This is a genomic window from Natranaerobius thermophilus JW/NM-WN-LF, from assembly GCF_000020005.1.
Classification (GTDB): domain Bacteria; phylum Bacillota; class Natranaerobiia; order Natranaerobiales; family Natranaerobiaceae; genus Natranaerobius; species Natranaerobius thermophilus.
Window position 1 is genome coordinate 1,442,071 of sequence record NC_010718.1, and the last position, 13,350, is coordinate 1,455,420.

General features: G+C 36.0%; 14 protein-coding genes. 13 read left to right on the forward strand and 1 reads right to left on the reverse strand.

What is annotated here, in order from left to right; translation table 11 throughout:
• Positions 1-21: 21 nt before the first annotated feature.
• The 9 genes from rpsP (at position 22) to NTHER_RS06970 (ending at position 5,582) form a co-directional block, all read left to right on the forward strand.
• Positions 22-270, forward strand: coding sequence for a 30S ribosomal protein S16 (gene rpsP, locus NTHER_RS06930; RefSeq protein WP_012447827.1), 249 nt, complete (start codon positions 22-24; stop codon positions 268-270).
• A 19-nt stretch (positions 271-289) separates the two neighbouring features.
• Complete coding sequence (locus NTHER_RS06935) at positions 290-520, forward strand: KH domain-containing protein (RefSeq protein ID WP_012447828.1); 231 nt, start codon at positions 290-292, stop codon at positions 518-520.
• A 53-nt stretch (positions 521-573) separates the two neighbouring features.
• Positions 574-1,113 carry a ribosome maturation factor RimM gene (gene rimM, locus NTHER_RS06940; protein WP_012447829.1) on the forward strand — a complete coding sequence of 180 codons (540 nt, stop codon included), beginning with the start codon at positions 574-576 and terminating at the stop codon, positions 1,111-1,113.
• 1 nt (position 1,114) lies between these two features.
• Entirely contained in the window at positions 1,115-1,885 is a 771-nt protein-coding gene (trmD, locus tag NTHER_RS06945) for a tRNA (guanosine(37)-N1)-methyltransferase TrmD (RefSeq protein WP_012447830.1), read from the forward strand.
• 103 nt (positions 1,886-1,988) lie between these two features.
• A complete protein-coding gene (gene rplS, locus NTHER_RS06950) occupies positions 1,989-2,330 on the forward strand; it encodes a 50S ribosomal protein L19 (protein WP_012447831.1) in 342 nt (113 codons plus the stop codon).
• A 36-nt stretch (positions 2,331-2,366) separates the two neighbouring features.
• A complete protein-coding gene (lepB, locus tag NTHER_RS06955; RefSeq protein WP_041366974.1) occupies positions 2,367-2,900 on the forward strand; it encodes a signal peptidase I in 534 nt (177 codons plus the stop codon).
• Positions 2,901-2,948: 48 nt separating this feature from the next.
• A complete protein-coding gene (locus tag NTHER_RS06960) occupies positions 2,949-3,545 on the forward strand; it encodes a ribonuclease HII (RefSeq protein ID WP_012447833.1) in 597 nt (198 codons plus the stop codon).
• 57 nt (positions 3,546-3,602) lie between these two features.
• Entirely contained in the window at positions 3,603-3,962 is a 360-nt protein-coding gene (locus NTHER_RS06965) for a YraN family protein (protein WP_012447834.1), read from the forward strand.
• A gap of 60 nt (positions 3,963-4,022) precedes the next feature.
• The gene (locus NTHER_RS06970; protein ID WP_012447835.1) at positions 4,023-5,582 is read left to right on the forward strand and encodes a YifB family Mg chelatase-like AAA ATPase; all 1,560 of its coding nucleotides are present in this window, start codon (positions 4,023-4,025) and stop codon (positions 5,580-5,582) included.
• A 12-nt stretch (positions 5,583-5,594) separates the two neighbouring features.
• Here the strand turns inward: NTHER_RS06970 and NTHER_RS06975 are convergent, their stop codons facing one another.
• A complete protein-coding gene (locus NTHER_RS06975; protein ID WP_012447836.1) occupies positions 5,595-6,704 on the reverse strand; it encodes an FUSC family protein in 1,110 nt (369 codons plus the stop codon).
• A gap of 135 nt (positions 6,705-6,839) precedes the next feature.
• Here NTHER_RS06975 and asnB point away from each other — a divergent pair, with 135 nt between their 5' ends.
• The 4 genes from asnB to trmFO all read left to right on the forward strand — a co-directional run bounded on the left by asnB (position 6,840) and on the right by trmFO (position 13,318).
• Entirely contained in the window at positions 6,840-8,702 is a 1,863-nt protein-coding gene (asnB, locus tag NTHER_RS06980) for an asparagine synthase (glutamine-hydrolyzing) (protein WP_012447837.1), read from the forward strand.
• A gap of 124 nt (positions 8,703-8,826) precedes the next feature.
• A complete protein-coding gene (dprA, locus tag NTHER_RS06985; RefSeq protein WP_012447838.1) occupies positions 8,827-9,876 on the forward strand; it encodes a DNA-processing protein DprA in 1,050 nt (349 codons plus the stop codon).
• Between the two features lie 23 nt (positions 9,877-9,899).
• Positions 9,900-11,987, forward strand: a complete 2,088-nt coding sequence (topA, locus tag NTHER_RS06990; protein ID WP_012447839.1) for a type I DNA topoisomerase — start codon at positions 9,900-9,902, stop codon at positions 11,985-11,987.
• 29 nt (positions 11,988-12,016) lie between these two features.
• Positions 12,017-13,318, forward strand: a complete 1,302-nt coding sequence (gene trmFO / locus NTHER_RS06995) for a methylenetetrahydrofolate--tRNA-(uracil(54)-C(5))-methyltransferase (FADH(2)-oxidizing) TrmFO (protein WP_012447840.1) — start codon at positions 12,017-12,019, stop codon at positions 13,316-13,318.
• The last annotated feature ends 32 nt before the right edge of the window (positions 13,319-13,350 follow it).

Consider the following 13,350-nt stretch of genomic DNA (forward strand, 5'->3'; position numbering starts at 1 on the left):
AACTAAGGAGGTGTAGAACTAATGGCTGTTAGAATGAGACTTAAAAGAATGGGAGCTAAGAAACAACCTTCCTACAGAATTGTAGTGGCAGATGTGAGAGCACCCAGAGATGGCAGGTTCATTGAAGAACTGGGACATTATAACCCAACAACTGAACCAGTCACTTTAGAAATTAATGAGGAAAAAGCTAAGAAATGGTTACAAGAAGGGGCTAAGCCTTCACAAAAAGTTCGTTCTCTGTTAACCCAAGCCGGTGTAGTGGAAAAATAACAGAAGGAGGCTTTTAACATTGAAAGAACTGGTGGAATACATTGCCAAATCTATAGTCGATCATCCTGAAGAAGTGTCTGTGTCAGAAGTAGAAGGCAAAAAAGCGATGGTCCTTGAGTTAAAAGTTCATCCTGATGATATGGGTAAGGTGATTGGTAAACAAGGTAGGATTGCTAAGTCTATCCGAACTGTGGTTAGTGCTGCTGCTATAAGAGAAAATAAAAGGGTTATGGTGGAAATAGTGCAGTGATGTAATGTTATTTGGGGCAGCAGATAGTATTCTTAAAAGTGGGGTGAATCAAAATGCACCCTGAATTAGATCTTGTTTATGTAGGGAAAATTGTAGGTACTCACGGTGTAAAAGGTGAGTTGAAAGTCATTTCACTCACCGATATTGAAAACCGATTTAATGAGCTAGATAGGGTCTATCTTGTCAATGAACAAGATCACTATGACCCTATTATTGCTCATATTGAATCATCCTTTACTCATAAAAACATGGAAATTGTCAAGTTTAGTGAATGGGATGATATCAATCAAGTTGAGGGTTTTCATGACTGGTATATTAAAATCCCTAGGGAAGAAAGGCCACAGTTAGAAGAAGATGAATATTACTTTGATCAAATCACCGGTTTGTCTGTTGTTACCGTGGAAGATGAATTTCTGGGTACTGTAACCAATATTTACCAAACTGGGAGTAACGATGTCTACGAAGTCAGTAAAGAACAAGATGATAAGCCAATTTTAATTCCAGCCCTTTATGAAGTAGTTAAAAAAATAGATCTTGACGAACAAATTATGATAGTGGATCTACCAGAGGGGCTCTTAGACGAGGAGGAATAAAATGCATATCGATATCATGACATTATTCCCGGAAATGTTTCACGGCGTATTGGAAAGCAGTATTATTGGTAGAGCCCTGGCTCGAGAAATGATTACAGTAAATCTGATTGATATCAGGGAGTTTTCTACTAATAAGCATCGAAAGGTAGATGATTACCCTTATGGTGGCGGTGCGGGAATGGTGATGAAACCAGAACCCATATTTTATGCCATGGATGAACTTAAAAAGTCTCCTTCTTTTAATGTAAACCAGAAAACTGTTTTTGTTACACCACAAGGAAATCCATATTCTCAAGAAAAAGCGAAGGAATTATCTAGTTTAAATCGATTAACCATTTTATGTGGGCATTACGAAGGAGTAGATGAAAGGGTTAGGCAACATTTAGTAGATGAAGAAATATCCGTTGGAGATTACGTATTAACCGGTGGTGAATTGCCTGCAATGGTTATTTTGGATTCTGTAACCAGGCTTGTACCTGGTGTTCTTGGTGATGAGAGCTCGGCCAAGACAGATTCATTCAATAATTACTTGCTTGAACATCCCCAGTATACTAGACCTGCAATTTTTAGAGGTTTAGAAGTTCCAGAAATTTTAATGTCTGGGGATCACAAGCGAATAGCAACATGGAAAACCAAAGAGAGCCTAAAGAGAACCTTATCTCGGAGGCCAGACTTACTAGACAAGAAATCGTTAACTGAAGAAGAATACAAATTAATGCGCGAAATTTTAAAAGAAAGTCCAAATAAAGAATTGGACTTGGACAGATTGTAAATTTAAGACCAATATGCTATAATATTTCTGTCGTTTGTCAAATCACAGATGGTCCTCTGTCAAAATAATTGACATGAACGTCTAAGAAGGAGGAGGAAGAAAAATGGATATAATTAAACAAATTGAGCAAAAACAAATGCGAGATGATATTCCTGATTTTAAAACTGGAGATTCTGTTAGGGTTTATGTGAAAGTGGTTGAAGGACAAAGAGAACGACAGCAGCCTTTTGAGGGAATAGTTATTCGTAAAAAAGGTTCTGGTTTAAGAGAAACTTTCACAGTTAGGCGGACAAGTTTCGGTGTTGGAGTCGAAAGAACTTTCCCCGTCCATTCTCCTAAGTTAGGAAAAATTGAAGTATTGCGTCGTGGCAAGACACGCCGTGCTAAATTGTATTACTTAAGAGATTTAAAAGGTAAAGCTGCACGTGTCAAAGGCATTCGCTAGTAAAAAAGGGGCTGGATTACAGTCCCTTTTTTAAACATGGAGGATGAGTTTATGACAACAAACAAATCACGAGAAGTATTTGAATGGATAAAATCATTAGTAGTAGCTGTTTTACTTGCTTTGCTTATCAGATATTTCGTTGTAGAAATTTTTTTAGTAGAGGGACAATCCATGTATCCTACCTTGGAGAATTCCCAGCGCTTGATAGTGAATAAATTTGTGTACCGTTTTAGAGAACCTGATCGAGAAGATGTAATAGTTTTTGAATACAGTGATGATAAAGATTTTATTAAACGAGTAATTGCTCTTCCAGGAGAAGAAATTAAAATATCTGAAGGACAAGTATATATAGATGGTGACCCTCTTGACGAGTCTGAATATGAAACAAAAAAAATTAATGATAATTACGGTCCTGAAGCAGTACCCGAAGATAAATATTTTGTCTTGGGAGATAATCGCGATAATAGTATGGACAGCCGCTCTGACTCAGTTGGGTTTATCCATGAAGATAAGATAAAGGGAAAAGCTTTTTTAATCTTTTGGCCTTTAGATGATGTTGGGAGTATATAAGATGCTTTTGGTATATATTTTGAGTTGTTCTATATGTCGGAGGGAATTATGATGTATTATTGTGGTATTGATGAAGCTGGTTTCGGAGCAGGAGCTGCCCAGGTTTATGTATCAGCCTGTGTTTTAGATCCACAGAAACCTATTAATGAAAGCCTAACGGATTCTAAGCAATTGACTCCTAAAAAAAGGGAACTTCTTGCAGAAGAAATTAAACAAGACGCTTTAACGTGGTGTATAGCTACTGCAAGTGTGGAAGAAATCGAAAAACTAAATATTAGAAAAGCTACGATTTTGGCAATGAAGCGTTCTCTTGAAGGATTAACTGTTAAACCAGATATGGTTTACATAGATGGCATTAATTCACCTGAAGTGCCTTTTCCAGTGGAAACTGTCGTTAAAGGTGATAGTAAAATCCCTGCCATAAGTGCAGCTTCAATTCTAGCCAAAGTTGCCCGTGATAATAGGATGCTAGAATATGATGAACAATATCCTGAATACGGATTTAAAGACCATAAAGGTTATCTGACTAAAAACCATATCAAAGCTATTCAAAAATACGGACCCAGTCCAATACATAGAAAAACATATAAACCTATTAAAAAAATTATTGATAATCAGAAAAATCAACAGTTGGAGCTATTTTAGGGAATTATTATGATTGTGATTAAGTATTAATTAAAATGAAAAGAGGCACACAAGCAGGTGAACAATAAATCCAAGGGAAGAACTGCCGAAAAGATTGCAAGAATCTTTCTATTAAGTAAAGGCTATCAAATTATTTTCCAAAATTATAGATTTTCTCGGTTAGGAGAAATAGATTTAATATGTTGTTTTGACAATATCCTTATATTTGTAGAAGTTAAGAGCAGATCATCTCTTTTATGGGGACAACCAGAAGAAGCGGTTGGTTATGAGAAACAAGGCCAGCTGAAAAAGTTGGCAAATATTTTTTTGTACGAATTTAACGAATTTACTGAATACCAAATCAGATTTGATGTGATTGCTATTTTAAATAATAATAAGGTAAAATGTGAAATTAGTCACTTGAGGGATGCTTTTTGATAAGGCTGTATTAACAAGAAATATAAGGACTTTGATTAAAATTTAGGAGATGAGTGCCAGGTGTATACTAAACTGACAAGTTGTATTTTGCATGGTATCGAAGGTAAACTCATAGGAGTAGAAGTTGATATTGCTAATGGAATTCCCAATTTTGAGATTGTGGGACTAGCCAACACAGCTGTGAAAGAGGCTAAGGGTCGTGTCCGATCGGCAATAAAAAACAGTGGTCTAGATTTTCCTACAAAACGCATTACCATCAATCTAGCACCCAGTAATCTCCCCAAGGGCGGATCGCAACTTGATCTGTCTATTGCTCTTAGTATTTTAACTGCTTGTGGCCAAGGGATAGATTACCACAGTTATAACTGTTTTAGCCGGGATGCTGTATATATTGGCGAATTATCCCTGGATGGAAAAGTTAGAAGGATTGACGGTGCCCTCCCCATGGCTATGTCTGTGTTAGAAAGCGGCTACTCAAACTTAGTTTTACCGGCAGAAAATGCTAAAGAAGTATCAGTACTAGGAGATAAACTGAAAGTATTCCCTATTAATTCTATTGAGGAAGCTATAGCTGTTATCAATTGTAAAGGGGCGTCTAGTAAAAATATCACTATTGATATGGATTGCCATCAATTTTCATCAACCAAAAAAACATGGTTATCAAATTTTAATGATGTAAAAGGTCAAGAGCAAGCTAAAAGAGCTTTAGAGATTGCTGTAGCAGGGATGCATAATATCTTGATGATAGGGCCACCAGGGACGGGCAAGTCAATGCTCGCCAAGCGCATTCCTTCAATAATGCCAGGGCTTAATTTTGAAGAATCCTTAGAAGTTACTAAAATTTATAGTGCTTCAGGAAAATTAGATTACAATACTTTTAATGGTTTGATAGCTATTCCACCGGTAAGAACCCCTCACCACAGTATTACAGAAGCTGCTTTGATTGGTGGAGGAAAGGTTCCTATCCCTGGTGAAATCAGCCTTGCCCACAGGGGTATTTTAGTTTTAGACGAATTATCAGAATTTTCAGCGACAACATTAGATTTATTACGCCAACCCTTGGAAGATGATAGGGTAGTTATTTCTCGAGCGCATGGTACATGTGAGTTTCCGTCCAAATTTATGCTAGTGGCAACCACCAATCCGTGCCCTTGTGGTTACTTTACTGTGCCGGGAAAGGAATGTACTTGTACTCCTCGTCAATTAAAAACTCATCATGGAAAAATAACAGGAGCGTTATGGGATCGCATTGATATACAGGTTGAAGTACCGTTAATTGAATATAATGAAATTATTTCTAATAATAACGGTGAGGATTCCCAAGATATACAGCAAAGGGTTATATCAGCGCGTCTTAAACAACAGGAGAGATATGGCTACTCAATGATCACTAATTCACGTTTAAAAGTTAATGAAATAAAAATACACTGTTCCATCGATAAACAAGGTCAAAATCTGCTAAATCAAATGTTTGACAAATTAGGGCTAAGTATTAGGGGATATAATAAAATCCTAAAGGTTGCAAGGACCATTGCTGATTTGCGTGGTGATAACCAAATTACCGCCTCAGATTTGGCTGAAGCTAGTAGTTATCGCGGCTTAGATCGTAAATACCAGTAAAAAAGACACCCATTATTGGGTGTCTTCATTTTTTTCCTGGGTTAAACTTTGAAATTGGAATAATAAATTACAAATTTGGTCTAAGTCATAAACTAGTGTAGCAATTTCGATTAGAGACCTAATATGAGCAGGTCCTAAGTGGCTTTCTTGCCAGTTATTAATTTTTTCACGCAGTTCTTCTCTTAAAGTGGTGATTTCTTCTATCTGATTTGAAATTATTTCTACTCTATTATCATCGGATTCTAAGAAATTTTCCAGTAAATTTTTTTCTAGACTTGTGGTTAAAAACAAGAATTCTTGTACTGAATTAAGTAAATCATTGTATTGTGTACTGGGGTTTCTGATACCAGATAAACGATTACATCTTTGTTCAGCAACATATTGAATATCAATTACCCGTTGGGCTATAAGCCATAGCAGTTCTAATGCCTTTTCCATTTTATCGATCTCATTAAAGCTTTTGTGCTTGCTCCCAAAGTAACGCTTGTAACCTCGTTCATTTTTATACATGGCTAATTTTTGCTTTGCTTCATCATGGAGGTGATAAATTCTGTCAACCAACTGATCGATATGTTCCTGACTGTAGTTTTCACAAGTCAGAAAACTGTTGATAACTCTCATCATCAATAATTCAATTCCTTCATTTAAGTCGCGCAAGCTCTTTTTTACAGTTTCAATATGCTGTGGTGGAGAAAATAAAAGATTAATTATTACTGCTACGATAATTCCTAAGAAGGGTAAAATGGTAGCTCGATGGACAGCATAAGAAACTGTGTCGTCTCGTCCTCCGGTCATTATAATTGCCACTGTTACGCAAGCCAAGTTGATAGATTCGGTCCAGCCAAACTTAAGACAGACCAAAATAGTAATGATAATAGCAAGTCCTACAAGTAAAGGGTTATTTCCCAAAGTGAATAACATTAATAAAGCTATTATTGCTCCGATAGCAGTAGCCTGAATTCTTTCCCAGCCCTTGATAAAAGAATCAGTAATTGTGGGCTGTAGTGAAATAATAGCTGCTATAGCTGCTAGATAAGCATATTCTAATTGTAATAAACTGGCCAACCATATTGTGATTGTAACGGCCAATCCTGTTTTCCAAACTCTTGGTCCTATTATCACTGGTCTTCTCCCCATTAACAAATATAATAACACTCCCGATATTTCTTAAATATACTAACATGGAAAGGGATAAAACTCAAGGTTATTTTAAATAAATTAACCTTCAAATAATATTATGACTGGAGGGCAGTCTTTATGAGTGGTTTGGCTGGTGTTATGTCGCCTAACAGAGAATTTGAAAGACAGAAAATTGTTGATAACATGCTGGCAACACTTAATCACAGGGGACCAGGGATCAGAAAGAAACATTCTATTAATAAAATTACTATGGGAATGACCGTGAACGTTGAGAAAGAACAGCAGGTTTTGCCTTATGTAAATGAATATAACAACAAAATGATGATTTGTGATGCCACTATCTTCAATTCACATGAACTGGGACAACAATTAAAAGCTAAGGGACATTATTTAAGGACCGGTAATGGAGAAGAAATTTTGCTTCATCTCTATGAAGAATGGGGTTTGGATGGATTACAAAAGGTCAACGGATTTTTTAGTCTGGTGATTTATGACAAAAATACAGATAAGTTAATTGCCGCACGTGATCCCTTTGGCGTTAAACCTCTTTATTATCATCAAAAAAATGGTACCATACTCTTTTCTTCTGAATTAAAGGGAATAGTAGCTTCTAATTTAATTTCTCCTAAATTAAACTCCTATTGCCTCAATTTGTATCTAATATTACAGTACCCTCCGGAGCCTTACAGTATGATTGATGATGTCTACCGTGTCCTTCCAGGAACTGCAATGACTTTTAATAAAGCTAGCATAGAATCTACTTACAAATATCATACTTTTGTATTTAATGGTTCGAATAAATTCACTCAATCAAAACCAAAGGGAGGTAATAAGCAAGAAATAGCAGAACAAACCAAAACTTTATTTCAGAAAAGTATTCAGGAACAATTTGAAAACACATCTAATCCAGGAGCATTTCTTTCAAGTGGAATAGATTCTTCCTCAGTAGTTGCTCTGTTAAATAAAAAATATGTTCCGGGGATTTCTACATTTTCCGTGGGGTTTCATTTTCAAAAGTATGATGAACTTGAATTTATTAAAAATTTAACAGCTCAACTTCAGGTTAACAATTATCAAAAATTGGTGTCTTTAGAGGAATTGAAGAACGAATTGCGTAAATTTGTGTGGCATCTTGACGAACCAGTAGCTGATCCTTCTGCCTTTGGTTTATATAAAGGGGCTGAACTTGCAAGTAATTTTGTCAAAGAAATTTTTTCAGGAGAAGGAGCAGATGAATTTTTTGGTGGATACAATATCTACCAAGAACCCTTATTTGTCAACAAAATTCAAAAATTACCATCGACTGTATTATCTACTATGAATAGTATATTTAATATTATTCCTTACAATATAAAAGGAAAGAGTTTATTTAAAAGAGCCAACACTCCTCTATCCGAGAGATATTTCGGTAATGCCATGATTTTCACTCCAGCTGAAAAGGATAACTTAATTTCCAAAGAACATCAAATTTCTGGAGTCTTAGACAAAATGTTTAAACCTATCTATAAAAATGTAGAAAAATGCCACGATGTTAATAAAATGCAGTATGTAGACATAAATTCCTGGATGACAGGTGATATAATGCTAAAAGTTGATAGAATGTTAATGGCACATTCACTGAGCTTAAGAGCCCCTTTTCTTAATCTTGAATTGACAGACTGGGCTTATAATTTACCTGTTAAGTGGAAAGTTTCCCAAAAAGAGACCAAAATAGCTTTTAGAAGAGCCATGAATGACATTTTACCTCAACAAAGTGTTGTTAAGAAAAAACTAGGGTTTCCAGTACCTACTGATAAATGGTTTGAAAATTCTTTGATTACATGGGCTAAAGATTTGTTATTGTCTAATGAAAGTAAAAAATACTTTAATCCAAACAAAGTTAAAAAACTAATGAAACCCGATAAAAAAACTGATTTTCAGGGCAGAAAATTGTGGACACTATTGATATTTTTACTATGGCAAGATATGTATCTAAAATAAACTGGCAAGAATTGACTCTAATATATTAAATAGTGTATACTAAACACAAAATTAAGACCTTAGTACTAACTTTAGAAGTTTAAATTACCGACAGGAGTTGATAACTTTGGAATGAAAGTATGTTATGGGGTTAAAGTTGATTCCTGGTTTAGGCAATAACAGAATAAAAAAGTTGATTCAATGGTTTGGTTGTGGGGAAGAAGTTTGGAATTCATCTATTGAAAATCTTTTAGAAGTATCTGGTATTAGTTACGATTTGGCTGAAAATATAGTGGTTCATAGATCTAAAATCGATTTACAAAAAAAGGTTAATGAAATTATGGAACAGGGAATAAAGATTATATTACCTGAGGAATATCCTGAATCACTACAAGAAATTTATGATTCTCCTGTTTTGTTATATGCCAAGGGCGATGTATCATTACTTAATACCAGAAAACTTGCTGTAGTTGGAACACGTAAAATAACCAGTTATGGAGATATAGTCATTAAAAATATCATACCTTCAGTGACAAGGGCTGATATAACAATTGTCAGCGGTTTAGCTAAGGGAACAGATGCAAAAGCTCACTATAGATGTTTACAGGAAGGGGGGAAAACCATTGCCGTTTTAGGCAATGGTTTAGATATTATTTATCCTCCAGAAAACAGGGAACTATACAAGCAAATCTCTGAAAAGGGGCTATTAATCAGTGAATATCCGCCAGAACTTGGCCCACAAAAATTTCATTTCCCTCAACGCAACCGGATAATAAGTGGTTTGTCAGAGGGTGTTTTGGTCATTGAAGCTCCTAAAAAAAGTGGGGCTATGATTACAGCTCAATTAGCTTTAGATCAAAATAGAGAAGTTTTTGCTATACCAGGTAATATTAATAATCCATGTAGTCAGGGTTGCAATGCTTTAATTGCTCAAGGTGCTAAAGTGGTTACGGATCCTGATGATATTTTGACAGAATATAATTTAACAGTTAATATGCTTATAGAAGAATCTAAGAACAGACTTTCCTCATCTCAAAAAGCAATTTTGGAAAAAATCCCTTATTATGAAATATCAATTGATGAATTATTGTCTTCAACTAATACTGATAAGGATATTTATACATGTTTATTGGAATTAGAATTAAATGGATGGATAATGCGCAGACTGGGTGGATATGTAATAAGGATAAAATAAGGTCTTTTATGGAGGTGAAGTAATTGGCAAGTAATTTAGTTATAGTTGAATCTCCGGCCAAGGCTCAGACGATTAAAAGATACCTTGGAAAACAATACAAAGTAAAAGCATCAATGGGGCATTTAATAGACCTCCCAAAAAGTCAGATGGGAATAGAAATTAATGAAGTATTCAAGCCAAAATATATAACAATTAGAGGGAAAGGTAAAATTCTCTCAGAGCTTAAAAAAGAGGCCAAAAAAGCCGACAGAGTTTATCTGGCAGGGGACCCTGACCGAGAAGGGGAAGCTATCTGTTGGCACTTGGGGCGAGCTTTAGGAATAGATGAAGATGAACATTGCCGCGTCGAATTTAATGAAATTACTAAGGATGCAATAAAAGCGGCTTTTAAAGAACCAAGAAAAATCGCTTATAACTTAGTTAATGCACAACAGGCTCGACGAGTACTGGACCGGCTTGTTGGTTATAATATTAGTCCCATTTTGTGGAAAAAAGTAAGAAAAGGATTGAGTGCGGGAAGGGTTCAGTCGGTAGCGGTTAGGCTCATTTGCGATAGAGAACAAGAGATCAAAGAATTTGTTCCAGAAGAGTATTGGACCCTGATTGCTCAATTCAGTAAAGATGGAGAAAAATTTGAAGGTAAACTGCAAGAAGTTGACGGCAAAAAAGCTGAGATTCCCAATGAAGAAAGAATGAACGAGATACTATCAAAGTTAGAAAATGCTACGTACAAGGTTCATAAGGTAGAGAAAAAAGAACGCAAAAGAAACCCGAATCCTCCATTCATAACAAGCACATTACAGCAAGACGCATATAGACGATTGGGTTTTTCTGCACGAAGAACTATGAGAACAGCTCAACAATTATATGAAGGTATTAAGGTGTCTGGTGAAGGACATGTGGGTTTAATAACTTATTTAAGAACGGATTCCACTAGGATTAGTCAAAGTGCTTTGACTGCTGCTAAAGAATATATCCTGGAGGAATATGGCGAAGACTACTATCCCGGGAAACCGAGAACGTTTAAAGGTGGCAAAGGATCCCAGGATGCTCACGAGTGTATTCGCCCAACTAGGACGGATTTATCACCTGAAAAAATTAAATCGGCCCTGAGTAATGACCAATTTAAATTGTATAAATTAATTTGGAATCGATTTATTGCAAGTCAGATGGCTCCAGCCAAGTACGATACCGTTGCTGCTGATATTTATGCTGCTGGTACTATGAAGTTTAGGGCTCGAGGTTCTCAACTTAAATTTCCAGGCTTTTTAGCTTTGGGACATGAAGACCAGGATAAAGATGAAATTTTGCCTGAATTAAAACAGGATGATTTGTTAGATTTAGAAGAATTGCAACCTAACCAACACTTTACTCAACCACCGCCTCGATACAGTGAGGCCTCTCTTGTAAAAACTTTAGAAAAAGAAGGTATAGGTCGTCCTAGTACTTATGCACCAATTATAGAAACTATTCAAACAAAGGGGTATGTGATTCAGGAGGAGAAGAGACTATATCCGACTCAACTTGGTGAAATAGTAGTTGAACAACTTAAAGAATTTTTTCCTGATGTATTAGATGTAGATTTTACTGCAGAAGTAGAACAGGGTTTAGATAAAATTGAAGATGGTGAAAAAGACTGGCAAGAGTTCTTATATGAATTCTACGAACCCTTTGAGAAACAAGTAAAAACAGCTGAAGAAGAGATGAAGAAAATTGAACTAGAAGAAGAACAGACGGATGTAGAATGTGAAAAATGTGGTAGTTACATGGTGGTAAAACATGGCCGTTATGGAAAGTTTTTGGCTTGTCCTAATTTTCCTGATTGTAAAAATACCAAATCCTTTGTTAAGGAATTGAATGTAGAATGTCCTAAATGTCAGGGAACTATTGTAGAAAGAAAGAGTAAAAAAGGCAGAAAGTTTTTGGGATGCAATAATTATCCAGACTGTGATTTTATAACTTGGTATAAACCTGTTGAAGGAAAAAAATGCCCTAAATGCGAATCTTTTCTAGTACAGCGCGGTAAAAAGAACAAGTACTACCAGTGTAGTCATCCAGATTGTGATTATTCCGCCGATGCCGTGGAAGAACAAGAAGAGAAACAGAGCTGAACTAACACAGGAGAAGGGAAGGATATACTATGAGATTAACAGTGATAGGTGGTGGACTAGCTGGTTCAGAAGCTGCTTATCAGGCTGCACAACAAGGGGTAACTGTTGACTTGTATGAAATGAGGCCGGTTAAGACCACGGCTGCACATAAAACAGGTGAACTGGCTGAATTAGTATGTAGTAATAGCTTGCGAGCTAAATCCTTGGAAAATGCAGCTGGACTATTAAAAGAGGAGCTGCGAAAATTCGATAGTTTGATTATGAAAGTTGCTGATCAGGTACAAGTTCCTGCCGGTGGAGCTTTGGCTGTTGATAGAGAAGCTTTTAGTCAGAAAGTGACTGAGTATATTGAAAACCATCCGAATATAAATTTAATCACAGAGGAAGTTACAGAAATAAATGAAAGTCAGCCAACTGTTATAGCTACAGGACCTCTAACATCAACATCGTTAACTGAGCGAATTCAAAAGTTAACTGGTACAGATTTTCTGTACTTTTATGATGCAGCTGCCCCAATCGTCACATATGAATCAATTAATAAAAATATTGCTTATTGGGCATCCAGGTATGGCAAAGGTACACCTGACTATCTGAACTGTCCCATGACTAAAGAAGAGTATGAAGACTTTTATCAAGAGTTAATAAATGCTGAAAAAGTACCTTTAAAATCTTTTGAAAAGGAAGTAGTCTTTGAAGGTTGTATGCCTGTTGAACAAATGGCAAACCGTGGTAAGGATACTTTGGTTTTTGGTCCTTTAAAACCTGTAGGACTTGAAAATCCAAATACAGGAGAAATGCCCTATGCAGTAGTGCAACTGAGAAAAGATAATCGTGAAGGAACTCTATACAATCTAGTTGGTTTTCAAACTAGGCTAAAATGGCCTGAACAAAGAAGAGTGTTTCGTAAAATTCCCGGGCTAGAAGAAGCTGAATTTGTCAGGTATGGAGTTATGCATAGAAATACTTTTATTAATTCACCCAAAGTTTTAACCGCTAATTATCAGCTTAGAGAAAGGCCTGGATTATTTTTTGCAGGACAGGTGACTGGAGTTGAAGGATATGTAGAGTCAACAGCTTCAGGGTTAGTTGCTGGACTTAATGCAGCTAGGAAATTACAAGGAAATGAAACCTTGACTTTCCCGCGAGAAACGGCATTGGGTGCCCTGGCAAGTTATATAGTTGAAGCTTCGCCTGACAATTTTCAACCTATGAACATTAATTTTGGTTTACTCCCCTCTTTAGAGAAGAAAGTTCCGAAAAAAATTAAAAAGCAAAAACAATCGGAAAGAGCTTTAAAAATATTGGAAGAATTTATTGAAAGAAAATTGTAACTATTTTAGTTGCAAATCTTTTACGAATTGTG